This window comes from Allobosea sp. Leaf344 (genome assembly GCF_001426225.1).
Classification (GTDB): domain Bacteria; phylum Pseudomonadota; class Alphaproteobacteria; order Rhizobiales; family Beijerinckiaceae; genus Allobosea.
This window is the reverse complement of record NZ_LMRT01000001.1, coordinates 831,914-856,009: the sequence shown is the minus strand read 5'-3', so window position 1 is coordinate 856,009 and position 24,096 is coordinate 831,914. Positions and strand designations below refer to the sequence as shown.

The window sequence follows — 24,096 nt, the reverse complement described above, 5'->3', positions numbered from 1 at the left end:
TTGTGCTTGTGCGAATCCGGCCTTCAGGCCGCCCGGGCGGCTGCTGCGCGCAAGGCCGTGAGATGCTCGGCGAAGAAATCCTCGACCTTCGGCACGGCGCGCAGCCCGTCATGGGCCATGTTGGCGACGAGATCGAACCGCACAGGGATGCCGGCCTGCTCGAAGGAGGCCTTCAGGCTGGCGAGCCGCTCCGGCCGGGTCCTGCCGGCATGGTTGGCGTCCGGCATCCAGTTGCGCCCGCCGGGCTTATGGGTGATTTCCCAGGTCTCGAGATCGGCCGCACCGACGATCATCTGCACCGCGACCTGCTTCATCGCGGCGATGTCCGGCGCGGCGCCGAACAGCTCGGCCATGTTGCGCGTGCCGACCCACCAGTCGCGCGTCGGGTCGAGCAGCGTCACCGAGCCCGGTGCGCCGATCGAGCAGGCCCAGAGCCGGCGCGGCTGCAGCATCAGGAAACGATGGGCGAAATGCCCGCCGCCGGAATAGCCGAACAGGGCGAAGCGCGGGAAGCTGACGCCGTAGCGGGCCTCCACCTCGGCGACCATGGCGAGCAGCACCATGTCGTAGCGGATCTCGCCCTCGCGCATGTATTTGAAGCCGTCGCGGTTATCGTCACCGAGCACGCCGATCGGGAAGAGCGGCGCCAGCACGATGCAATTGTTCCAGCGCGCGAAATCCTGGAATCCGTCGCGATAGCCGGTGAAGCCGCGCCCCGTGCCGTGCATCGCCACGATCAGCTCGGGCGGCTGAGTCGATTTGCCCAGATGCGGCGGCACATAGAGGCAGTAGCTGAAGCGCGGATCGGCCTTGCAGGCCATGACCGGCGTCGGGCCGAGATCGTAGAGCGCCCGGGCGATCGCCGCCGCATCCTCGCTGGCGGGGTTGCTCGTCGTGGCGAGGCTGCCGTCTCGGTTGGTCATCAGCACGCCCTCACGACTGGCTCAAGAATTGGCGCCAATTTTGTTGCACACCTTCCTAGGGCGTGCAACAGGCTTGTGCGTCTTCCGCGGGGATGGGCTAGAACGCCATCATGCAGCCGAAAACCAGACGCGCTTCCCAGACATCGCCCGCTGCGGAGCCGGCCGCGCCTGCGCCCGCCGGCGCGCGCAATCCGGGCGGCCGGGCGGGCGTCGCCAAACGCGCGCTCGCCAGCGAGATCGCCCAGGCGATCCGGCTGCGCATGTACCGGCCCGGCGAATGGCTGCGGCAGATCGATCTCGAGGAGAAATTCCAGGCCACGCGCTTCGACGTCCGCAGCGCGCTGGAGGAGCTGGCGATCCGCAAGACCATCGAGCACGTGCCCAATCGCGGCTACCGCGTCATGGAGGTCGATCTCGCGACCTATCGGGCGATCCGCGACACCCGCATCATTCTCGAAGCGGGAGCGATGCCGGGCGTGGTCGCCCATATCGGCGATGACGAGATCGCCCGGCTGGCCGCGCTCGCCGCCGCCTTCAGCGAGGCGGTGGTGACGGGAACGCGCACCCAGCAGAGCGAGATCAACAGCGAATTCCACCATCTGATCTACGCCTCCTGCGGCAATCCGGTGATGGACGAGACGATCTGGGCGCTGCGCGACCGCTCGCGCGGCTCCTCCGTCACGGTCTGGGCCTCGCATGAGGCGCTGCTCGCCAGCGCCCGCGACCACCACGCCATGGTCGAGGCGCTGCGCCGGCGCGACGCGGCCGAACTGGCGGCCCTGATCACCCGCCATATCGACAAGGACGCCGGCTGAGCCGACCATCGCCGCGCCGCCTCAGGGCGCGACGGAGACCTCCCACAGCCGGGGCAGCGAGGTCAGCGACGAGACATAGCCGTCGACGCGCTTGGCCGTGCCGCCGGCGACGATGCCGTTATAGAGCATCACCATCGGCATATCGGCGAGGAAGCGGCGGTGCAGCTCGTCGAAAAGCTTCTGCCGCTCGGCCTTGTCCGCGACGACCATCGAGCGCTCCAGCAGCGCCTGCACCTCGGGATTGTCCCAGAGCTTGCGCGGCTGCTTGTCCTTCGGCCCCGTGATCGATTCGAATGACAAGGAAGGGTCGAGCCGGCCAGAATAGGGGAAGGCCTGGATCTGGTAATTGCCCTTGTTGTAGCGATCGAGCTGGGTCGCCCATTCCAGCACCTCGATCTCGACATTGATCCCCGCCGCCTGCAGCATCTGCTGCGCGACGACCGCGGCCTCGAAGCTCTGCGGATAGCGCTTATTGGCGAGCATCACGATCTTCTCGCCCTTGTAGCCGGCTTCCGCGAGCAGCTTGCGCGCCGCGGCGGGATCATGCGCGATATCCTCTTCCTGAACCTTGCCGTGATAGGCCGACAGCGTCGGCACCACCGAGCCATTGGGCTTGCCAAGCCCGTCCGTCACCGCCGAGACCAGCTCCGCCTTGTCGATCGCGGCGGCGATCGCCCGGCGCAGCTTGACGTTGCCGATCACCGGGTCGCGCGTCTGCATGATCAGGCCGACCAGCCCCATATGCGATTTCACCGAGAGCTTGACCGAGGGCGTGGCCTTCAGCTCCGCCACATCGGCATTGGCGAGATCGGGCACCACGTCGATATCCCCGCTCAGCAGCGCGGCCTTGGCCGTGGCGAGATCGGGCACCACCACGAAATCCAGCGTCTCGACCAGCGGGCGCTTGGCGCCGGTCAGCCCGTCGATGGCGCCGGGCAGGGCGGCATAGTCGGCGAAGCGCTGCAGCCGAACCAGCTCGCCGCGCTTCCATTCGCCGAATTTGAAGGGCCCGGTCCCGATCGGCTTGTCGAAGCTGCCATCGGCCTTGACCGAATCCCTGTGCAGGATCCCCGTCATGGCGCAGTCGGTGCGGGCGAGCGAACCCAAAAACAGCGCGCTCGGCCGGTCCAGCGTGAAGACCACCGTCTTCGGATCGGCGGCGGTGACGCTGACCACCTTGACGAGGCCGCGCCCGTCGAATTCCGACAGGCAGCGCCAATCGGTCTTCGGATCCATGTAGCGGTTCCAGCTCCACACCACATCCTCCGCGGTGAGGCTGGCGCCGTTATGGAAGCGCACGCCGTTGCGCAGCGTGAAGCGATAGGTCTTGCCATCCTCGGAGACGCTGACCGTCTCGGCCAGGAGCGGCTTGGGCTCCGAGGTCTCGCCATAGGCGACGAGCCCCTCGACCATATGCAGCACCACGCCGTCGGTATTGTGGTCGCGATTGACGCCGGGATTGATCGAGCGGATGTCGGCGCGCAGCTGCACCTTGAGCGTCGAGGCGCTCACGGCAGCCGGCGCCAGCGCCGCGAGCACGAGCCCGGCGGACAGGAAGGCGGTCTGAAATCCTCGGATCATCGGCCTGTTCCCTCTGTTCTGATTGCTCATCGGTCGCGGCGCCAACCTATTCCGCCGCCTGCGCCAGGGTCTGCGGCTCGCCGGTCAGGCTGTAGCGGGTGAAGACGCGGTTCAGCGCGGGAAGCGGGCAGACCTCCATGATCCCCTCGGCCGGCTGCATGATCACCATGGCCACCGTCGCCGAGAGATTGCCGGTATCGTTGGGGCGCGGCGGCCGGCAGACCGAATGCGGGGTCAGGAAATCGTCGAAGAACGCGGATTTCAGATCATCCACGGTGAGCGCCGGCCCGGCCGCGTCGAGCAGCTTCCGGACGCGCCAGTCGCGATAGACGCTCTCCGGCACGCGCGGCGTGCCGGTGTCGCGCAATTTGCCCAGCGCGACGGGCGAGACCCAGTGATTGGCATGCACGATCAGCCCGTCGCTGGGATAGAGCGCGAAGGCCTCGTCCGGCGCGCATTCGTAGTCGATGCCGAAACCCTTCACCGTCGAGAGCATCATGTTGTTCGAACAGGCCTTCGGCGTCGTCGCCACCGCCTTGATCGCATAGGCGAGATGCTCCTGCTCCAGCACCTTGCGGCGGATCAGCGCCAGCGGCACGCCCGGCTGCGTGAAATCGCGCTCGGATTCCAGGTAATTGGCGGTGATGCTGATGCCGGCCGCGTTCATGCCGCAGCGGGCCAGCCCGCCGGCCTCGACGAAGGTCAGGAAATCCGGCCCGTCCTCACGCCGCACCCGCAGCACGATCGCGGTCTCGGCGCATTCGGCCTTCCAGTCCCAGTTCTGGCCGTGCAGCAGGGCGCCATTGGCGCTGCGCTCGGGCAGGATGATGGCGCCGGTGCAGCCATCGTCCAGCTCCTCCGTCGCCTCCACCTGCCGGTTCTTGACCAGCCGCGCCTTGGCGATCACCTCGGTGCGGGCATTGACCATGATGATGTCTTCGAGCGCGACGCCGGCACCATCGGCGATGCCGCGCATCTCCTCGATGTAGTGCGCGCCGAAGGCCGCGATCTCGCCGGCGAATTCCGCGATCAGCTCGGATTTCTCGGCCGCCCCGTAGCCGAGCTCGCCGAGCTGACCGCCATAGAGTTCGATCGAGCGCTTGACGCGCGCCGGCACCGCCGCTCCATGCTGGACACCGCGCTCATAGGGCGACCCGGAGACGTCCACGAAGGGACAGGGCTGTGTCATCATCATTCTCCCGGCCTCTGGCCCGCTGCTCGGCTATAATGTATTTCATTTGAAACTAAGACAATCAAGGCCCTTCATGTCCCAGCCCTCCCGCCTGCAGCAGGATCTCGCCGAGCGCATCCTCGATCTGGCGCGCGAGGATGGGCTGGTCGCCGGGGCGCATCTCACGGAAAGCGCGATAGCGCGCCGCCTCGGCGTCTCGCGCACGCCGGTTCGCGCCGCCTTTTCCTGGCTCGAGGATCGCGGCCTGGTTCGCCGCCAGCCCAATCGCGGGCTGGAACTGATCAGCATGCCCGGCGCGGCCGATCACGATACGGCCCCGGTCGATGCCGTCGAACGGGCGCTGATCCAGCTGGCGCATGAGCGCGAGGCCGGCAGCCTCGCCGATGAGGTCTCGGAGCAGGAGATCATGCGGCGCTACGCGCTCGCCCGGCCGGAGGCGAAGCGGCTTCTCGCCCATCTCGCGGATCTCGACATGGTGGAACGCAAGCCCGGCTATGGCTGGCGTTTCCTGCAGGAGCCGCGTGATCCGCATTTGCATGACGAGCGCTATCGCTTCCGCCTGCTGATCGAACCCGCCGCGCTGCTCGAACCCGGTTTCGCCCTCGACCCCGCCTGGCTCGCCGAGATGCGCAGCCGCCATCGCGCGACGCTGGCCGCGCCCTGGCGCGATACCTCCGCCATCAGCTTCTTCGAGATGAATGCGGCCTTTCACGAAGGGCTCGCAGCCGCCTCCGGCAACCGCTTCATCCACTCCGCGATCCGCCGCCAGAACCAGCTCCGGCGCCTGTCCAATTATGATTGGGTCTTCGGCTTCGAACGCGTCGAGGTGAATTGCCGCGAGCATCTGCAGATCCTCGATTCGATCGAGGCCGGCGATCTCGACGTGGCGGCGGCGCAGATGCGGCGCCATCTCCAGCGCGCCAGCCGGCTGCGCCGGCCGGATGGGCTGGACTGAAGCTGGTTGTCTTTTGTTATCATAAAAGACATGCTGAGGCAGCTCTTGCCGGAGATGCCCGATGCTCGCTTCCCTCGACACCCCCAGCCTCGACAACCAGCCCGATCCGTTTTGGATGCCCTTCACCCCGATGCGCGGCTTCCGGCAGGCCCCGCTGCTGTTCGAGCGCGCCGAGGGCGTGCACTACGTCACGCAGGATGGGCGGCGCGTGCTGGACGGCATGGCGGGGCTCTGGTGCGTCAATGCCGGCCATGGTCAGCCGCGCATCGTCGAGGCGATCCGCGCCGCGGCCGGACAGCTCGATTTTGTCTCCTCCTTCAGGATGAGCCATCCCGCGGCGCGCCTCTATGCCAGGCGCCTCTGCGATGCCGCGCCGGACGGGATCGACCATGTCTTCTTCGTCAATTCCGGTTCCGAAGCGGTCGACACAGCGCTGAAGATCGCCCGCGCCTATCACCACGCCCGCGGCCAGGGCGGCCGCACCAAGCTGATCGGCCGGGCCAAGGGCTATCACGGCATGGGCTTCGGCGGGCTCTCGGTCAGCGGGATCGGCCGGCACAAGGCCGCCTTCGGCCCGCTCCTGCCCGAGACCGTGCATCTGCCGCTGCCCTATGAGCGTGACGGCATGGCCTTTTCGCAGGGCCAGCCGGCGGGCGGGGAGAGCGCCTCGGCCGCCCTCGAGGTGCTGCTGCAGATCCATGATCCGGCGACCGTGGCGGCGGTGATCGTCGAGCCGGTGACCGGATCGGGCGGGGTCTACCCGCCTCCGCTCGGCTATCTCCAGCGCCTGCGCGCGATCTGCGACCGGCATGGCATCCTGCTGATCTTCGACGAGGTGATCACCGGCTTCGGCCGGATGGGGACGCAGTTCGCCAGCCAGTTCTACGGCGTCACGCCCGATATGATCACCTGCGCCAAGGGCATGACCAATGGCGCGGTGCCGATGGGCGGCGTGCTGCTCTCGGGCGCGGTGTACGACGCCTTCATGGCCGGACCGCCGGAGACGATCGAGCTGCTGCATGGCTATACCTATTCGGCCCATCCCCTGGCCTGCGCCGCGGGGCTGGCGACGCTCGACGTCTTCGCCGAGCAAGCGATTCTGACGCAGGCGACGGAACGGTTCCCTCATTGGCAGGCGGCCGCCTTCACGCTCCGGCGACAGGAGATGGTGATCGATATCCGCGTCGCCGGCTGGCTCTGCGCCATCGATCTCCAGCCCCGCCCCGGCGCCGAGGGACAGCGCGGCACGGTCTGCGCGCGGCACTGCCTGGAGGACGGCCTGCTGCTGCGCAATGTCGGCGACACGCTGATCCTGTCGCCGCCGCTTGTGATGGAGGCAGAGACGGTGTCGCAGCTGTTCGCGATGATCGACGACGCCATCGCCAGGCTGGACTGAGGGCGCAGCTCTCCAGAATGGCCGGGACGAGGACGGGCGCGGCAGCCCTTACCGCTCGCTTTCCGCCAAGGTGGCTGCGACGAGCGCATTGGCATGGCCATGGCCCATGCCGTGCTCCAGCTTGAGGAAGGCGACCAGCTCCATGTGCCGCGCCGGCAGACGCTGCCGGATCAGCGCCTGCCACTCGCCGATCGGCCGGCCATAGCGCTTCTCGATCGCGGGGAAATAGGAGGCGGGTCCTTTGATGGGCGTCTCGGTCATGCAGGCAACTCCTTCGGCACGTGACGCTTCCCAGCATAGGCCACGGCGCCTGCGCCGCCAGCCATCGCTCAGGCCCTGACCGATTCCAGCCCCGCCCAGTCGAAGACGATGCCATGGCCGGGGCGCGAGGGCGCGATGGCGAGGCCGTTCTCGATCCGGAGCGGCTCCGCGATGAAGCGATCCAGGCCGAAGCCATGCGCCTCGAGATAGCTGCCATTGGGGACGGCGGCGAGCAGATGCACCGTCACGTCATGGGCGCCATGGGAGGTCACCGGCAGATTGAACGCCTCGGCCAGATGCGCGATCTTGATGAAGGGGGTGATGCCGCCGCAATTCGTCACGTCCGGCTCCGGAAAGGTCACGGCGCCCGCGGCGATATACTGCTTGAACTCCCAGAGCGTGCGCAGGTTTTCGCCCGCCGCCACCGGCACACCACCCTCCCGCACCAGCCTGGCATAGCCGGCGACGTCATCGGGAATGATCGGCTCCTCCAGCCAGGTCAGGCCATAGGGCTGGAAGGCGCGCGCCGCGCGGATGGCGTCGTCGGCGCTCCATTTCATGTTGGCGTCGGCCATCAGCGGAAACCCCTCGCCGAGATGCCGGCGCATCGCCGCGACCCGCTCGACATCCTCCGCCAGCCGGCTGCGCCCGACCTTCATCTTGATGGCGCGGAAGCCGCGGCCGAGATTGCCGTCGGTCTGGGCGAGCAGAGCCTCCAGCGGCAGATCGAGGTCGATGCCGCCGGCATAGCAGGTGACGCGGTCGTCATGGCCGCCGAGCAGCGACCAGAGCGGCTGCCCGAGCTTGCGTGCCTTGAGGTCCCAGAGGGCGATGTCGAGGGCCGAGAGCGCCAGCACGGTCGGTCCGCCGCGCCCGCCATAATGCTGCGCCCACCAGATCCGGTTCCAGATATGCTCGATCCGGTCCGCCTCCTCGCCCAGCAGCAGATCCGGAAAATCCCGCTGCAGCAGCGCCTCGATGGCGGCGCCGTTGCGCCCGCAGGTATAGGTGTAGCCGACGCCCTCGACGCCGTCCGCATCGCGCAGCACGACCGTGTTCAGCTCGAAGGCGGTCATCGCGCCATGCATGCTGTCGCTGAGCGTGGTCTCCAGCGGGATGCGGTAATAGCCGCTGCTTATCGCGTCGATCCTGGCCATGCCTGCCTCCCGGGGTCCGCGGCGAGGCTAGGGCCGAAGCGCCCGGCCGGGTACCCGCAGCGGCTGCATGCCCGCCTCACGGCTGCCGGTGGTCGCTTCCTGGCACGCACAGGGTATCGCGCGCCCGCGCGCCCTGCACGAAAGGGGCGCGCAGGCCTCTCCGGCTCAAGCCTCAGGCGGCGACACCCACCGCGGCCGGCTTCTCCCACTCCTCGCCCCAGATCATCACGGCATGGCCGGGCGAGACCTCGCGGAACTGGCGCACCGGCGGCACGTAATCGGCCGCGCGGACCGGGCTCTTGATCTCGTCATTGGAGGGCGGGGCCCGCTCGTGGCGGCGCGCCGGATCGGCGATCGGCACGGCCGCCAGCAGCCGCTTGGTATAGGGATGCTGCGGATTGCCGAAGATCGCCTCGCGCGGGCCGATCTCGACGATCTCGCCGAGATACATCACCGCCACACGGTGGCTCACCCGCTCCACCACCGCCATATCGTGCGAGATGAAGAGATAGGCGAGCTTCATCCTCGCCTGCAGCTCCAGCATCAGGTTGATCACCTGCGCCTTGACCGAGACGTCGAGCGCCGACACGGCCTCGTCCGCGACGATCAGCCGGGGCTCCACGGCGAGCGCCCGGGCGATGCAGATGCGCTGGCGCTGGCCGCCGGAGAATTCATGCGGGAAGCGGTTCGACATGTCGGGCGAGAGACCGACGCGGCGCAGCAGCTCCGCCACCTGCTCGCGGGCCTCCGAGCGCGTCGCCAGCTCGTTGATGATCAGCGGCTCGGCGATCGCCGTGCCGATATTCATGCGCGGGTTCAGCGAGGCGAAGGGATCCTGGAAAATCATCTGCATGCGCTTGCGCTGTTCGCGCAGCGCCGCCTGGTCGAGCTTCATCACATCGACGCCGTCGAGCAGCACCGAGCCGGCCAGCGGCTCGATCAGCCGCATCACCGAGCGGCCGGTCGTCGATTTGCCGCAGCCGGATTCGCCGACCAGCGCCAGGGTCTCGCCGCCCTGCACGCTGAAGGAGACGTTCTCCACCGCATGGACGCGGCCGGAGACGCGGCCGAAAATGCCGGAGCGGATGTCGAAGCGCGTGGTCAGACCCGAGACTTCGAGGATCGGCCGCGCGGCCGCCTCGACCGTGTCGGGCACCTCGACCGGCACGTCGGACTCGCCGGTCAGGCGGTCGACCACGGGGAAGCGCATCGGCCGCAGCCGGCCCTCCATCGAGCCGAGCTTCGGCACGGCCGAGAGCAGCGAGCGCGTATAGGGGTGCTTGGCGCGGGTGAAGATGTCGTTGGTCTCCCCGGTCTCCACCGCCTCGCCATTATACATCACCACCGTGCGGTCGGCGATTTCGGCGACGACGCCCATGTCGTGGGTGATGAAGAGCACCGACATGCCCTCCTCCTCCTGCAGCAGCTTGATCAGCTGCAGGATCTGCGCCTGGATCGTTACGTCGAGCGCCGTGGTCGGCTCGTCGGCGATCAGCAGCTTCGGCTTGCAGGCCAGCGCCATCGCGATCATCACGCGCTGGCGCATGCCGCCGGAGAAGCGGTGCGGATATTCGTGGAAGCGCGATTTGGCGGCGGGGATGCGCACCTTCTCGAGCAGGCGCACCGTCTCGGCCTCGGCCTCCGAACGCGACATGCCGCGATGCAGGATCAGCGATTCCGCGATCTGGAAACCGATGGTCAGCACCGGGTTCAGCGAGGTCATCGGCTCCTGGAAGATCATCGCCATTTCATTGCCGCGGATATCCCGGATATCGCGGTCGGGCAGGGTGGTCAGCTCCCTGCCGTTGAGCTTGATCGAGCCCTCGACGCGGCTGTTGCCCTGCGGCGTCAGTCGCATGATCGAGAGCGCGGTGACGCTCTTGCCGGAGCCCGATTCGCCGACGACGGCGACCGTCTCGCGCGGCGCGATGTCGAAGGAGACATTGCGCACCACGGGCTTCCAGACACCCTCGACACGGAAGGCGGTGGTCAGGTTCGAGACCGAAAGGATCGGTTGGGTCATCGCATTCGCCTTCAGAAAGCGGGATCAGATCACGCGGCGCGGGTCGAGCGCGTCGCGCAGTCCGTCGCCGATGAAGTTGATCGAGAGCACGGTCAGGAAGATCGCCGCACCCGGGAAGAGCGCCCAGTGCGGAGCGGAATCGAGATGGTCCTTGGCGTCGAACAGCAGCCGGCCCCAGGTCGGGATGTCCGGCGGGAAGCCGAGGCCGAGGAAGGACAGGGTCGATTCCGAGATGATCGCGGAGGAGACCTCGATCGTCGCAGCGACGATCACCGGGCCGATGGCGTTGGGCAGGATGTGCACGCCCATCTGCCGCAGCTTGGTCGCGCCCTGGGCGCGCGCCGCCTCGACGAATTCCTTCTCGCGCAGCGAGAAGAATTGCGCGCGTACTAGCCGCGCCACCGGCATCCATTTCAGCCCGCCGATGACGATGACGATCAGGATGAAGACGCCGCCCTCGACGCCGAACACCGCCTTGAGCTGCTCGCGGAAGAAATAGATCACCAGCAGCAGCAGCGGCAGCTGCGGCAGCGACAGGAACAGGTCGGTGACCCACATCAGGAAGGAATCGAGATAGCCGCGCGACATGCCGGCGATCGCGCCGATCACCACGCCGAAGAAGGTCGCCACGAACATCGCGGCGAGGCCGACGGCCAGCGAGATGCGCCCGCCATAGATCATCCGCGCCAGCAGGTCCTGGCCGAGATCGTCGGTGCCGAAGGGGTGCGACAGCGAGGGGCCCTGCAGCTGCGCCGAGAAGTCGATCTCGTTGATGGCGACCGGCCAGACCCAGGGGCCGATCACGACGCCCAGGACCAGCATGGTCAGCACGAAGGTGCTGGCCATGGCGAGCTTGTGCCTGCGGAAGCGGCGCCAGGTCTCGCGCGCCGGCGAGATCGGCGGGCGCTCCGGCACGGCCACCAGAGGCTCAGCTGAGGGAGATGCGAGGGTCGAGCCAGCCATAAAGCAGATCCGCGATGAGATTGAACAGGACGACGAGGCAGGCGAAGACGAAAGTCACGGCCATGATCACCGGCGTGTCGTTCGCCAGGATCGCGTCGATGAGGAGCGAGCCGATCCCGGGGATCCGGAAGATCTGCTCGGTGACGATGGCGCCGCCGAAGACGGCGGGCATCTGCAGCGCGACCAGCGTCACCACCGGGATCAGCGCGTTGCGGGTGATGTGGCGCAGGGTCACCGTGCGCTCGCCCAGCCCCTTGGCGCGGGCGGTGGTGACGTAATCGAGCCGGATCACGTCGAGCACGGCCGAGCGGACATAGCGCGTATAGGAGGCGGCCTGGAACAGGCCGAGCACGGTGATCGGCATGATCGCCTGGCGGAACATCTCCCAGTACCAGCGCCAGCCCGTGGCCGCGAGGTCCGAGCGATAGACGAAGGGGAACCAGTCGAGCGTCACCGAGAAGATCAGGATCAGCAGCAGGCCGGTGAAGAAGGTCGGCAGCGAGAAGCCGACGAAGGCCAGGGTGTTGGCGATCTGGTCGAAGATCGAATAGGGCCGCGTCGCGGCGTAGATGCCGACCGGCAGCGCGATCATCAGCGCCAGGATCTGCGAGGAGCCGACGATGAACAGGGTCGTCGGCACGCGCTGCAGGATCAAATCGTCGACATTGATGCGGCTGGCGAAGGAAAAGCCCCAATCGCCCTGCACCATCGAGCCGAGCCAGCGCACATAACGCACCATGATCGGGTCGTTCAGGCCGAAGCTGGCGCGCAGCGCCTCGCGGACCTCGGGCGGGACATTGGGGTTCGTCGCCATCTCCTGGAACGGATCGCCCGGCGCCATCGCCAGAACCGTGAACAGGATCAGGCTGATGCCGAGAAGGCTCGGGATCGCGATGAGCAATCGCCGGAGGAGATAACTGGCCATGTGTGGGTCTCTGTCAGGATACGGCAGGCAGCCGCAGGCCGAAGCGTCGGGTTATGGTCGTCACGCGCAGCCATATCCGGTCGAATCGGGCCGGGACGGGGGCCACCGCCGCGCTGGCGGCGATGGCCCTGTGTCGTTGCGTCAGGTGTTGCGATACCAGGAAGCGACGTTCCAGGTGTCGACGTCCCAGCCGCTGTGATCATGCATGATCGTGTTCGCCGCCGCGGCGATGCGGTTGCGGGACAGAAGCGGCAGCAGGACATGCGCCTCGCAGAAGATCTCGTTGACCTTGATCAGCAGCTCCGCACGCTTGACCGGGTCGAGCTCCTTCTGCGCGGCCTTGTAGGCCTCGTCGGCAGCCGGGTCCGAATAGCGGGAGACGTTGCGGCCGAGCCACTTGTTCTCCTTGCTGGCGATTTCCCAGGAGACGAGCTGGTTCAGGAAACGCTCCGGATCCGGCTGCGGCTGGGTCGTCGTGTACATCTCCATGTCGACATAGAGCTTGGTGTAGGTGTCGGGGTTGGCGACGTCCGACGAGAAGAACACCGAGGCCGTCACCGATTTCAGCTCGAGATCGATGCCGGCGCGCTGGCAGGCCTGCTTGATGATGGCCTGGGTCTTCTGGCGCGGCGCGTTGATCGACGTCTGGAAGACGTATTTCAGCTTCTTGCCGTCCTTTTCGCGGATGCCGTCAGCGCCCTTCTTGTAGCCGGCCTCGTCCAGGATCTTGTTCGCCTTGTCGATGTTGAACTCGTACTTCAACTTCTTCGACTTGAACTGAGCCGGCTCGTTGACGAAGCTCGCCGTGGCGACGCCGCCGCGGCCATAGATGAACTTCTGCACGGAATCGCGGTCGATCAGCAGGTTGATCGCCTCGCGCACCTTCGGGTCGGTCAGCGTCGGATGCTTGGTCTTGACGCTGGAACGCTCGCCATCGACCTCGGTCCACGGATCGGTGGTGTTGAGGATGATGAACTCGATGTCGCCCGACGGCACGGCGCTGACCTTGCCACGGCCGCCCGCTTCCATGCGCTTGAGGATCTCGTCCTCGACCTGCAGGTTCCAGGCATAGTCGAATTCGCCGGTCTGCAGCACGGCGCGCGCCGCGGAGACGGCGTCACCGCCACCCTTCACCTCGATCGTGTCGAAATGCGGCTGGTTCTTGACGTGATAATCGGCGAAGCGCTCGCCGATCAGGATGTCGCCCGGCTTGAAGTCGACATATTTGTACGGGCCGGTGCCGACGGGCTTCAGATTGGCCGGAGCCTCGCGCGACTTGGCGCCCTTGTACTCGCCGAAATGATGCTTCGGCAGGATCTGGCCGACGGTGCCGACGAAGGGATCGGCCCAGAAGGGCTGCGGCTGCGGGAAGATCACCTTGACGGTGTGATCGTCGACCTTCTCGACCTTGATGCCGGTATAGCTGCCGGTGGTGTAGGCGGCGGTCGCCGGATCGGCGGCGTATTCCCAGGTGAAGACGACGTCGTCGGCGGTGAACGGCTTGCCGTCATGCCATTTCACGCCCTGCTTCAGCTTCCAGGTCACGGTCGTGCCGTCGGCGGAGAGGCCGCCATTGGCCTTGGTCGGAACTTCCGCCGCCAGAGCGGGGGTGAGGTTGCCGTCCTTGTCCCAGCCGGCGAGCGGCTCGAAGAAGATGCGCGAGGCGATCTGGTCCTTGGTGCCGCTGGCGAAATGCGGGTTCAGCAGCGTCGGCGCCTGCCAGAGCAGGATCTTGAGCGGTCCGCCGCCACCGGCCTTGGTCGGCTTGTACTTCAGCGTGGCATCGGCCCAGGCGACGTCGTTCCACGCCAGCAGCTGCCCGGCGATCGGGGCCGCGAGGCCGACCGCCGCCATCCTCTTGATGAAGGCGCGGCGCGAGATCGCACCATCCTTCACATCCGCGATCAGTCGTCGCAGGTCCTGCTCGTTCATGAACTCGTCCTCCGGAAAATGGCATACAGAGACAGTCGGCGCTTGAGCACCTTTTTGACTCCCCGTGTTTTCAGCAAGCCACGTGCCAACAAAAGCGTCAAGCCTGTGAACACCTCTGGCAGGATCGTGAGAAGCGGACACCGCAGACGCTCGACCATTGTGTAACACCCCCGGTCGCGCGCAAATTTATGCCGATTGTGGCAGGCATGTGGCGGCGAGAGACAGGTATATACGCCGTCTTACACGCCCGGGCGGCGTTGCCGGAGCGACTTTTACTGCAAGGATCGGTCCGGTGCGGAGAGGGCGCTTCGCCGGCTCAGCGCCCGGGCTGAAGGCGCGACACGACCATCTGCGCGCCGCTCAGGCGTCGATGGTTTCGGGCAGCTCGCGCAGCGCCATGGCGAGTTCCGGCTCGTCGACCAGCAGCGCGGCATCCTCCGGGGAGAGCCAGCGGCTGGTGCGCTGCTCGCGCTCGGCCCATTGCTCCAGCTGGCGTTCCACCTGCAGCAGATAGAGCGTGACGTTGCAGAGCTGGAAATGGTCCGGCATCCGCTTCCAGTAATTATAGCGGCCGAACGGCTTCTTGCGCACCTTGCCGATGACGCCGGCTTCCTCCAGCGCCTCGCGCGCCGCGGCGTCATGGTCCTTGAGCCCCTTGATCGGCCAGCCCTTCGGCACGATCCAGCGCCGCGTGGTACGGGACGTCACCAGCAAGACCTCGATCGCGCCGTCCTCCCGGCGCCGGATCGGCAATGCGGCAACCTGCGCGCGCGCGGTCTCTGGCGCAGGCTTGGTCTTCTTCATCGTGGCTGAGGCCTCCCATGCATGGCGTCCGGCCGGCGGGCGCTGCAGCCCCGCGGATGCAGGAGAGGGCGCGAGCGAGATCGCCGGCTCGCTTCGTCGCCGACGACAATAGACGCCGTGATCGCGCGACGATAGCGCATTCGCCACGGGACCGGCGGCATTTGCGGGCAGGCTCAGGCGGTTTCGGTGTGGCGCGACGCAGGGCTGTCCGGCGGCGACGCCGCGTCCGTCTCGCCCGCGAGCAGGTCGAGATGGGCGAGGGCGGCGCGTTTCGCCTGCTGCAGATCGGCAAGATGCCGGTCCAGAGGCTCGCCGGCCTCCACGCTCTGCTCGACCCGGCGCGCCGCCGCGGCCAGAATGGAGAAGCCCAGCAGCCCGGCCGTGGAGACGATCGCATGCGCATCGGCCTTCAGCAGGGCGGGCGAAGTGTCGCAGAGCCGCTGCGAGAGCTCGTCGCGGAAGCGCCGCAGCAGGTCCTGAACCTTGTCGGTCCCGATCAGCCCCGCCAGCTCCTGCAGGGCGCTCCGGTCCATGACCGCCGGCCGCTCCTGCGCCGCTTCGCTCCGCTCCTCCGGCGGCGCCCCGGCCGTCCAGCGCGCCACCATCTCGAGCAGCGCCTCCTTGTGGAAGGGCTTGCCGATATGGTCGTTCATCCCGGCGCGGCGATAGCTCTCGATTTGCTGGGCGAAGACATTCGCCGTCAGCGCGATGATCGGGACGGCCCTGGCCTCTGCGTCGATCCGGCGCAGATGTCTCGTGGTGTCGAGCCCGTCCATGTCGGGCATCTGCACATCCATCAGGATCAGATCGTGCCGCTGCTCGCGATAGGCGGTGATCGCTTCCGGCCCACTGGTCGCGACCGTGACGCGATGGCCGGCCGAGCTCAGCATGCCCGCGACGATCTCGAGGTTGATCGCGAGATCGTCGACCAGGAGGATGGAGCGCGCGGTTTCCGGGCGCGGCAGGGGTGGCGGCACGGGCTGCGTCCCCTGTTCGGCCGGCGCGCGGCGCAGCGGCAGCAGCACGCGGAAGGTCGACCCCTTGCCTTCGCGGCTCTCGACGCCGATCTCGCCGCCCATCAGCAGGATCAGGCGGCGGGAGATCGAGAGCCCGAGCCCCGTGCCGCCGTACTGCCGGCTGATCGAGCCGTCGACCTGGACGAAATCCTGGAACAGATGCGGGATCCGGTCCTGCGGGATGCCGATGCCGGTATCGGTCACCGCAATGGCCAGCGATGCACCGCCATCCGCGACCGCGACGGAGAGGGTGACCGATCCGCTCGCGGTAAACTTCACCGCATTGTTCAGCAGGTTGAGCAGCACCTGGCGCAGCCGCGCCTCGTCGGCGACGATCCGCTCCGGCAGATCGCTGGCGATCTCGCCGCGCAGCTCCAGCTTCTTCTGCACCGCCAGCGCCCGCATCAGCGAGAGGCAGTCGTCGAGCAGGCCGCGCAGATCGAGCGGGCGCTCTTCCAGCTCCACCCGGCCGGCCTCCACCTTGGCGAGGTCGAGCACGTCGTTGATGATGGTCAGCAGCGCATGGCCGGCCTTCTCGATCAGCGCGACATGGCGGCGCAGCTCCGCATCATGCTCGCGCCCCTCCCGGGCCAGCGCCGCGAAACCGAGGATGGCGTTGAGCGGCGTACGGATCTCATGACTCATCGAGGCCAGAAACTGCGTCTTGTAGCGGCTCGCGCTCTCGGCCGCCTCCTTGGCGCGGCTGAGCTCCAGCGCATGGGCCTGGCGCGTCGAGATGTCGCGGGCGACGACGAAGAGCCGATCGAGCGGCCGGCCGATCTCGTGGACCGGCGTCATGATGAATTCCCACCATTTCGGCACGCCGCCGAGCGTCGGGCACATTCTGGTGAAGCGGTCGGTATGGCCGCTGCGGACCCGGCGCAGCGCGAGCTCGACCCGTTCGCGATGCTCGGGCGGGAAGAGCAGCGTGAACGGCTTGCCGCGGATCGCCTCGAAATCGGTGACCTCGAACAGCTCCTGCCCGAGTTCGCTGATGAAGGTGATGTTGCCGTCGAGATCGAGCAGCTTGATCGCGTCGGGGCTGGAATTGACCAGGGAATTGGCGAAGGCGGTGCTGGCATGCATCTCCGCGATCGCCTTGTGCCGCTGCGAGACGTCGCTGTAGGTCCTGACCAGCCCGCCCTCGGGCAGAAGGGTGGTGCGCACTTCGAGCACGGTCCCGTCGGGCCGCATCCGTTCATAGGTCCCGGCCTGGGGGTCGCTGGCGTCGCGGCTGATGCGTTCCCGCACGGCCGGTTCGGTGAGCGCGAATTCGCCGCGCTCGTCCTGCAGCGCGAGCACCGCGGCGGGGGTCGGTCGCTGCGCCAGCAGCGCCTCGGGCAGCTCCAGCAGATCGACGACGCGGCGGTTATAGACCTCGATATGCCCGCTGGCCCCGACCATCAGCAGCCCCTGGGCCATATGGTCCAACGTGGTGCGCAGATGCAGGTCCGACTGGTCCCGCGATTTGACGAAGCGGATCAGGATCAGCCCGAGCAGCGCCAGCAGGAAGGCGCAGACCCCCGCGAGCACGAAATCGACCGCCAGATCCTCGCGCCAACGGGCCAGCACGTCGCCGACCGACAGCGCCACGACCGTCACCAGCGGCGTGTCGCCGGCACGCTGATAGCTGACGATGCGCGTCACGCCGTCCATGGTCCGGCTCGAGGTGAAGGTGGCGCGCTGGTTCCGCTGCAGCTGCTCGCCGACTTCGACCGGGGGGGCGATGCTCTGCCCGACGAACTGGTCGCCGAGCGGCCGCCGCGCCAGCACCTGCCCGTCGCGCCGCAGCAGGACGAGCGAGCCGCGCGGGCCGATGTCGAGCGCGTCATAGGCATCCTGCAGCTGCGCCAGCGACAGGCTGACCGTGATCACGAGGCTGCGCCCGTCGGCATCGGCCGCGCTGCGCCGCGCGAGCGGCAGGAGCCAGGCGGGGCTCGCGGGATCGCGGATCGCGGCTCCGACCGAGAAGGGCTGGTCCTGCCCCCCGGCCGCATCGATCGTCGCGCGCAAGGCCCGGTCGGGATCGCCGCCGCGCGCATAGGCGTAGAGCAGCGTGCCGCTGCGGCCGTCGACGATGCTGACGGAGTGGAGCTGCGGCATTTCGCCCACCACGGCCGAGAGCCAGGTCTCGAAAGCGTCGCGCCGGCCGCGATCCTCGGCCCCGGCGAAATGGCTTTCGGCGGTCTGCAGGATCAGCCGGACCGGGTCGATCATCCGCAGCATGTGGCGGTCGAGCAGGGTGACCAGATTCTGCGCACTCGATGCCGCCGACATCAGGGCCCGCTGCCCCGATTGCCAGACGAGCCAGCTCGTGGTGCCGATCAGCAGCAGGCTGGCCAGGACGATACCGCCCAGGATCGCCGGTACCAGCAATCGTCCGGCTTGGTTGCGTCCGGCGCGAGCCGCCATGAAACCCCCCATGGGCCCCTGCCTGACCATGCGCCGGGGCCCTTCCGACCAAGAGAAGGCGCATGATTGCCCCGTCCCTGGCAAGTCCTTCCCGCATCCGCAGGGCGCCCGGGACCTGCGCGCCGCATGGTCAGGCCATGGCCAGAGCCCGGTGTTGCGCCGGATTTGCGGGGCGCTGGCGCAACGTCGCGGGGGCGATCCCTTGCAGAATGACACTGGCCATCTTCGATAGGCCGTTTGGTCGTGCTTGCGTCTTGCCCCGTTCCCGTTAGGCAGAGAGGTTCGTGCCCGAAGCGTTTCGCCAGCATCACCGGTTTCAGCGAGCTCAGCCCCATGTCAGCCTCCCGAACCTGCGCCCTGATCGCCGATGACGACGCCTTCTTCCGAATCGCGCTCTCCGCGATCCTGACCCGGCAGCTCGGTTTCGAGACGGTGCTCGAGGCGGGCTCGCTCGATGATGCGCTGGATCTTCTGGGAACGCGGCCGGATATCGGGCTCGCGTTGTTCGATCTGTCGATGCCGGGGATGAAGCAGGCGGCGAGCCTCTCCGCGGTCCGCGAATGCGCCGAGCATGTGACGCTCGCCGTGGTCTCGGGCTCGACCGCGCGCCAGGACATCCTCGGCGCGCTCGCCGCCGGGGTGCATGGCTACATCCCGAAGGCGCTGGGCCCCACCGAGCTGGTCCGGGCGCTGCAGATGATCATCGCCGGGCAGATCTATGTGCCGCCGGTTCTCGCCCATGGCGCCGCGGCCGATCCGGCGACGCCGCCCGCCGGTGGCAGCGGCGATCCCGGCCGCGACGCGCTCGCCCGCCTGACGCAGCGACAGCGCGACGTGCTGCAGGAGCTGATCAGCGGGCGCTCCAACAAGGAGATCGCCCGTCATCTCGGCCTCGGCGAAGGCACGGTGAAGATCCATGTCGCGGCGCTGCTGCGGGCGCTGCAGCTGCCCAACCGCGCCGCGGCGGCGGCCTTCGGCGCCAGGCTCGCCAGCCGCGCCTGAGCGGCGCCGGGCTCAGCGCGAGGGCTGCGGGCTCGATTCGGAGCGGGCGATGCGCAGCAGCACCCAGCCCAGCACGCCGGAGAGTAGCGAGCCGGCGAGGACGCCGATCTTGGTCTGGTCCTGCAGCGCCGCCGAATCCGGATAGGCCAGCATCCCGATGAACAGGCTCATGGTGAAGCCGATGCCGCAGAGCAGGGAGATGCCGTAGAATTGCAGCCAGCTGGCGCGGGCCGGCAGATCGGCCAGGCCGAGCTTGATCGCGGCCCAGCCGAAGCCGAACACGCCGATCTGCTTGCCGACGAACAGGCCGAGCGTCACGCCAAGCGGCACCGGCGCCAGCAGCGCCGAAGGGCCGACGCCGGCGAAGGAGACCCCGGCATTGGCGAAGCCGAAGATCGGGATGATCAGGAAGGCGACATAGGGGTGCAGCGCGTGCTCCAGCCTCAGAAGCGCGCAATCGCCATGTTCCGGCGCGGCCGGCGAGCGCGTCAGCGGGATGGTCAGCGCCAGCGCGACCCCCGCCAACGTCGCATGCACACCCGATTTCAGCACGAAGAACCAGAGCAGCAGCCCGAGCAGCAGATAGGGCAGCAGCCGCGTCACCCCGGCGCGGTTGAGCAGGGCGAGCGCGGCGAGGGTGGCGAAGGCGAGGCCGAGCATCAGCCCGGACAATTCGCTGGTGTAGAAGATCGCGATGATGATCACCGCGCCGAGATCGTCCAGGATGGCGAGCGCGGTCAGGAACACCTTCAGGGATCCCGGCACGCGCTTGCCGAGCAGCGACAGGACACCCAGCGCGAAGGCGATGTCCGTGGCGGCGGGGATCGCCCAGCCGCGCAGCGTCTCCGGCGTGCCGCTGTTCAACGCGACGAAGATCAGCGCCGGCGCGATCATTCCGCCCAGCGCCGCGAAGCCCGGCAGCGCCCGGCGCGACCAGCTCGACAATTGCCCGTCGAGGAATTCGCGCTTGATCTCGAGGCCGACGAGCAGGAAGAACACGGCCATCAGGGCATCGTTGATCCAATGCAGGACCGAGAGGCCGAAGACGTATTGTTTCAGAACACTGAAATACAATCCGGAGGCCGGCGAATTCGCGATGACGATCGCGGCAAGAGCCACGGCCATCAGCACGATGCCGCCAGCAGAGCTGCTGGCGAAGAAGGCGCGCAACACGCTTCGAGGACGAAGAGTTTTCGGCTGCGCGTCCATCGACCGTCCCGTCCCTTCCAGAAAAGCCTCGCGGCGGGCAGATGATCTGCCCGCAATGTCAGGTAAACCTAACGAGACCGGATCACGGATCCAAGCGAAACAGGGCGTCACGATGCCGCGGGGTGATGCGGCGCAGGACTATGCGGTGGCGGGTCGGTCGGACAGGTTCTCGACGCCGCACCATTCCGCGACGAACAGCGCCATGGCGCCGGTGATGCGCTTCACCGAGGCGAGGCTGACCCGCTCGTCGAAGCCGTGGATGTTCTCGGAGATCGGGCCGTAGCACAGCGCCGGGATCTTGTCGTAGAGCGCATAGACCCTGGTATCGAGATAGGCCGGCGTCACGAAGCTCTGCAGAGGCGAGCCGATGGCGGCCTCATGCGCCCGGCCGAGCACCGCTTCCGCCTCGCTGCCCGGCTGCAGCACATAGCCCTCCGCCCAGAAACCGTTGAAGCTCACCTGCGGCGGGTTGTTGGCCAGGAACCGGTCCTGCCGGGAGAAGCGCGAGACGCAATCCTCGATCCGGCGCGACAGCTCCGGCGCGTTCATGCCGGGATACATCGCGATGCGGCAGTCGATCCTGCACCAGCACGGCACGGAGGAGGCCCAGTCGCCGCCCTCGATCTTGCCGATGTTCAGGTTGATCGGATGGTCGAGCTCCTCGAAATACTCCCGCCCCGCCTTCTCCGCGTTCAGCTCGGCCTCGAGCTCGCGCAGCGCCCCGACCACCCGGTAGGCGGCGTCGATGGCATTGGCGCCGGCGCCCATCTCGCGCACATGCACGGGCACGCCGCGCACCATCACCTGGAACCACATCACCCCGCAATTGGCGCGGGCCAGCATCTCCTGCTCCGGCTCGGGGATCAGCACGGCATCGGCGCGGTAGCCGCGCAGATGCGTCATCAGCGCGCCGTTCCCGGTCGATTCCTCCTCCACCACCGATTGCACATAGACCGTCGCCGCCGGCTGCAGGCCGATGCGGCGCAGCGCGTCGAGGCAACCGAACATGGCGGCATGCCCCGCCTTCATATCCGCGCCGCCGCGGCCATAGAGCCAGTCGCCCTCGATGACCGGGTCGAAGGGACGGTGCGTCCATTGCTCGGCCGGCCCCTCCGGCACGACGTCGACATGCGATTGCAGGATCAGCGAGCGGCCCGTTTCCGCGCGGGGATGGTGGATGCCGACGACGATCGGCGCGTCCGAATGCGCCTCCGTGAACGGGGCCCCGCCCGGATGCGCCTTGATCGCCGCCTCGTCCATGGCGAAGCGGTCCATGGTGAAGCCGCGCTGTTTCAGCGCGCGGAAGACGAAATCCTGGCAGGCATGTTCCTGGCCGCGCAGCGAGCCGAAGCGGATCAGCTCCTGGGTGAAGGCGACCTGCTCGGCGAAGCCGGCATCGACGGAGGCGAGAATTCTGTCGCGCAAAGCGGGGTCGAGAGGCATGGCGGCTCCATCGGCAGGGAAGGGTCTGGCGGCTCTACACCATCATGACCGGCGAGAAATACTGGTCGACGGCCGCCAGCAGCGAGCGGCCGACGATCCAGGAGGTCTTGGGATTGGTAGGCGAGGGATTGTTGACGATGCTGAGCCGCATGGTGCCGAGTTCGCTGTCGGCCAGCACGACATGGGTGTTGCCGCCGGCCTCGGGGTCGCAGATGACCTCGACCCCTGTCGCCTCGAAACCCGGCCCCGCCAGCGCCAAAGCCGCGGCGACGTTCAGATTCTGCGGGTAGAGCGCCGCCGCCTGGCGCGCGGTCCCGGCAAACAGCGTCACCGGCTCCGCCAGCGCCGCGGGATCATGGCCCAGCGCCCTGAGCTCGGCCGCCCAGGCGGCCGGCGGCTTGCGTGACTGGTAGCGCAGCGAGAGCGCGCCGGCATGGCGCACCGCCCTGACATAATCGAGGGCGCCGAGCGCCCCTGAGGGCAGCAGCAGCCGGCCGCCATGCTCCCGCGCCAGGCCCACCAGCCGCTCATTCAGCGCATCGTCGTGCAGCGCGCCGATCGACGAGATCAGCACCGGCAGCCCGGCCTCGAGGCAGGCGGGCACGACCTGCCTCACCGCCTCGTGCCCGGCGGCCTCGATCACCAGATCCGGCCCGTCGGCGGCGAGTGCGGCGACATCGGGGACGAGGCCGAGCGTCTCCGGCACGCGCTGGCGCGAGGCCAAGCCCGGCTTCAGCAGCACATCGACCGCATGGCCCCTGGCCAGCAGCGCTTCGGCGAGTTCGGCGGCGATCGCGCCATAGCCGATCAGGACGATCCGCCTGCGCCTCATCAGAGCGCGCCGACCCATTCCGCGACATGGGCGGTGAAGGTGTCGGGGCGCGAGATCGGGAAGAAATGCCCGCCGCTGTCGAACATGGTCTTGCGGGCCCCGGGCAGGGCTGCCGCCAGCTCCTCCTGCAGGAAGCTCGGCACGATCATGTCGTCGCGCGCGCCCAGCACCAGGACCGGCATGGTCAGGGCCGCGATGCCGGCCGAACCGTCGAAGGAGAGCAGCGCGTCGATGCGCTCGGCCACGACCCGGCGCGCCTCCTCGCTCATCGGCGCGGCCGCGACGGCCGCCTCGAACATGCTCCAATTGGCCTCGATCCAGGCCGGGGGATAGGCGGTCAGTGCCGAGAGCGCCGCATAGGCCTGCGGGTTCTGCAGCAGCACGGCGCGGCGCGAGGTGAAGAGCCCGCCCATGTAATGGCTGGGCTTCAGCCAGGTCGCGCTCAGGATCAGCCCGTCCAGCCGCTGCGGCGCGATCCGGGCGAGGGCCTGGCCGATGCAGCCGCCGGTGGAATGGCCGAGCAGCGCCGCGCGTTCCAGCCCGGCCGCGTCCAGCACCGCGAGGCAGTCACGCGCCAGCTGGTCGATGGTGCAGGGCGCGCTGCCGCGGCTGCTGGCGCCGATGCCGCGCTGGTCGAAGCGGATGACGCGGCAGGAGCGGGCGAGCGCCGCGGCGCTGGCATCCCAGAATTTGGCGGTGCCGCCGAGGCCGCTGACCAGCAGCAGGGGCGGGCCCTCGCCCGCGATGCTCGCCTGGAGCACGGCCCCGTCCGGGCTGCGCGCGGACAGGGATTTGACCGGTGCGGAGGCTGCGGCGGTCATTGCAGCGGCGAATAGGCGACGGGGTTGAGGATGCGCGTCGTCTGGATGTCGATCAGCCCGTCGACGCGCCTGAGATAATCCTGCCAGCGCGGGTCGGCCAGCATCGCCTTGCGCTTGCTGCCGCGGGCATCGAGGCTGTCATAGCCCCACAGCGCCACGACATGGTTCAGCTCGCCGATCTCGGTGGTGAAATAGGCGATGAAGCTACCGAGATGCTCCTTCTGCAGCGGCAGCCCGTGCTCGCCATAGAGCGCGACGAATTCGGCCAGCTTGCCGGCCTTGATGCGATAGTCCCGCTCTTCGTAGATCATGCCGATCCCCCTGTTCCGGCCGCCACTCAACCCATGCGTTTGCCGCATCGGGCCGGGCTTCGCGCCGGTGCCGGCGCTTCACTCATGCCGGCAAAGCATGGCGCACTCAACGTCAACCCGCCA

General features: G+C 68.0%; 20 protein-coding genes. 4 read left to right on the top strand and 16 right to left on the bottom strand.

Features of this window, described 5'->3' with window-relative positions; genetic code table 11:
• Positions 1-23 precede the first annotated feature (23 nt).
• Positions 24-923 (bottom strand): hypothetical protein, encoded by a 900-nt coding sequence (locus tag ASG72_RS03895; RefSeq protein WP_056709946.1) that lies wholly within the window; start codon positions 921-923, stop codon positions 24-26.
• A gap of 110 nt (positions 924-1,033) precedes the next feature.
• On the opposite strand from ASG72_RS03895, the gene ASG72_RS03890 reads away from it, so the two are divergent.
• On the top strand, positions 1,034-1,738 hold the full coding sequence (locus ASG72_RS03890; protein WP_056709215.1) for a GntR family transcriptional regulator: 705 nt from the start codon (positions 1,034-1,036) through the stop codon (positions 1,736-1,738).
• 21 nt (positions 1,739-1,759) lie between these two features.
• Here the strand turns inward: ASG72_RS03890 and ASG72_RS03885 are convergent, their stop codons facing one another.
• Complete coding sequence (locus ASG72_RS03885) at positions 1,760-3,319, bottom strand: ABC transporter substrate-binding protein (protein ID WP_056709213.1); 1,560 nt, start codon at positions 3,317-3,319, stop codon at positions 1,760-1,762.
• A gap of 46 nt (positions 3,320-3,365) precedes the next feature.
• Positions 3,366-4,508: a C45 family peptidase gene (locus ASG72_RS03880; protein ID WP_056709944.1), complete on the bottom strand. Its 1,143-nt coding sequence runs from the start codon at positions 4,506-4,508 to the stop codon at positions 3,366-3,368.
• Between the two features lie 76 nt (positions 4,509-4,584).
• On the opposite strand from ASG72_RS03880, the gene ASG72_RS03875 reads away from it, so the two are divergent.
• Complete coding sequence (locus ASG72_RS03875; protein ID WP_056709211.1) at positions 4,585-5,466, top strand: GntR family transcriptional regulator; 882 nt, start codon at positions 4,585-4,587, stop codon at positions 5,464-5,466.
• A 61-nt stretch (positions 5,467-5,527) separates the two neighbouring features.
• Positions 5,528-6,862, top strand: coding sequence for an aminotransferase class III-fold pyridoxal phosphate-dependent enzyme (locus tag ASG72_RS03870; protein WP_056709209.1), 1,335 nt, complete (start codon positions 5,528-5,530; stop codon positions 6,860-6,862).
• A gap of 48 nt (positions 6,863-6,910) precedes the next feature.
• Here the strand turns inward: ASG72_RS03870 and ASG72_RS03865 are convergent, their stop codons facing one another.
• From ASG72_RS03865 to ASG72_RS03830, 8 genes are all read right to left on the bottom strand, one after another.
• On the bottom strand, positions 6,911-7,123 hold the full coding sequence (locus tag ASG72_RS03865) for a DUF4287 domain-containing protein (RefSeq protein WP_056709207.1): 213 nt from the start codon (positions 7,121-7,123) through the stop codon (positions 6,911-6,913).
• A gap of 68 nt (positions 7,124-7,191) precedes the next feature.
• A complete protein-coding gene (locus ASG72_RS03860) occupies positions 7,192-8,280 on the bottom strand; it encodes a mandelate racemase/muconate lactonizing enzyme family protein (RefSeq protein WP_056709204.1) in 1,089 nt (362 codons plus the stop codon).
• Positions 8,281-8,452: 172 nt separating this feature from the next.
• A complete protein-coding gene (locus ASG72_RS03855; protein ID WP_082540048.1) occupies positions 8,453-10,303 on the bottom strand; it encodes an ABC transporter ATP-binding protein in 1,851 nt (616 codons plus the stop codon).
• Between the two features lie 24 nt (positions 10,304-10,327).
• Positions 10,328-11,266 carry an ABC transporter permease gene (locus ASG72_RS03850; RefSeq protein ID WP_056709202.1) on the bottom strand — a complete coding sequence of 313 codons (939 nt, stop codon included), beginning with the start codon at positions 11,264-11,266 and terminating at the stop codon, positions 10,328-10,330.
• Positions 11,232-12,191 (bottom strand): ABC transporter permease, encoded by a 960-nt coding sequence (locus ASG72_RS03845; protein ID WP_056709201.1) that lies wholly within the window; start codon positions 12,189-12,191, stop codon positions 11,232-11,234. Before ASG72_RS03845 ends, ASG72_RS03850 begins: the two co-directional genes overlap by 35 nt.
• A 141-nt stretch (positions 12,192-12,332) precedes the next feature.
• Complete coding sequence (locus ASG72_RS03840; RefSeq protein WP_056709198.1) at positions 12,333-14,123, bottom strand: peptide ABC transporter substrate-binding protein; 1,791 nt, start codon at positions 14,121-14,123, stop codon at positions 12,333-12,335.
• Positions 14,124-14,483: 360 nt separating this feature from the next.
• Complete coding sequence (locus ASG72_RS03835; protein ID WP_056709197.1) at positions 14,484-14,927, bottom strand: NUDIX hydrolase; 444 nt, start codon at positions 14,925-14,927, stop codon at positions 14,484-14,486.
• A 173-nt stretch (positions 14,928-15,100) separates the two neighbouring features.
• The gene (locus tag ASG72_RS03830) at positions 15,101-18,355 is read right to left on the bottom strand and encodes an ATP-binding protein (RefSeq protein WP_156395772.1); all 3,255 of its coding nucleotides are present in this window, start codon (positions 18,353-18,355) and stop codon (positions 15,101-15,103) included.
• 333 nt (positions 18,356-18,688) lie between these two features.
• Between ASG72_RS03830 and ASG72_RS03825 the strand changes: the two genes are divergently transcribed.
• Positions 18,689-19,357 carry a response regulator transcription factor gene (locus tag ASG72_RS03825; RefSeq protein WP_056709193.1) on the top strand — a complete coding sequence of 223 codons (669 nt, stop codon included), beginning with the start codon at positions 18,689-18,691 and terminating at the stop codon, positions 19,355-19,357.
• A gap of 12 nt (positions 19,358-19,369) precedes the next feature.
• Here ASG72_RS03825 and nhaA read toward each other — a convergent pair whose 3' ends face one another.
• The 5 genes from nhaA to ASG72_RS03800 all read right to left on the bottom strand — a co-directional run bounded on the left by nhaA (position 19,370) and on the right by ASG72_RS03800 (position 23,973).
• Complete coding sequence (nhaA, locus tag ASG72_RS03820) at positions 19,370-20,566, bottom strand: Na+/H+ antiporter NhaA (RefSeq protein WP_056709192.1); 1,197 nt, start codon at positions 20,564-20,566, stop codon at positions 19,370-19,372.
• A gap of 138 nt (positions 20,567-20,704) precedes the next feature.
• A complete protein-coding gene (locus ASG72_RS03815; protein WP_056709190.1) occupies positions 20,705-22,009 on the bottom strand; it encodes an ArgE/DapE family deacylase in 1,305 nt (434 codons plus the stop codon).
• Positions 22,010-22,043: 34 nt separating this feature from the next.
• Complete coding sequence (locus ASG72_RS03810; protein ID WP_056709188.1) at positions 22,044-22,841, bottom strand: aspartate dehydrogenase; 798 nt, start codon at positions 22,839-22,841, stop codon at positions 22,044-22,046.
• A complete protein-coding gene (locus ASG72_RS03805) occupies positions 22,841-23,602 on the bottom strand; it encodes an alpha/beta fold hydrolase (protein ID WP_244488682.1) in 762 nt (253 codons plus the stop codon). Before ASG72_RS03805 ends, ASG72_RS03810 begins: the two co-directional genes overlap by 1 nt.
• A 56-nt stretch (positions 23,603-23,658) precedes the next feature.
• The gene (locus ASG72_RS03800) at positions 23,659-23,973 is read right to left on the bottom strand and encodes an NIPSNAP family protein (RefSeq protein ID WP_056709185.1); all 315 of its coding nucleotides are present in this window, start codon (positions 23,971-23,973) and stop codon (positions 23,659-23,661) included.
• Positions 23,974-24,096 lie beyond the last annotated feature (123 nt).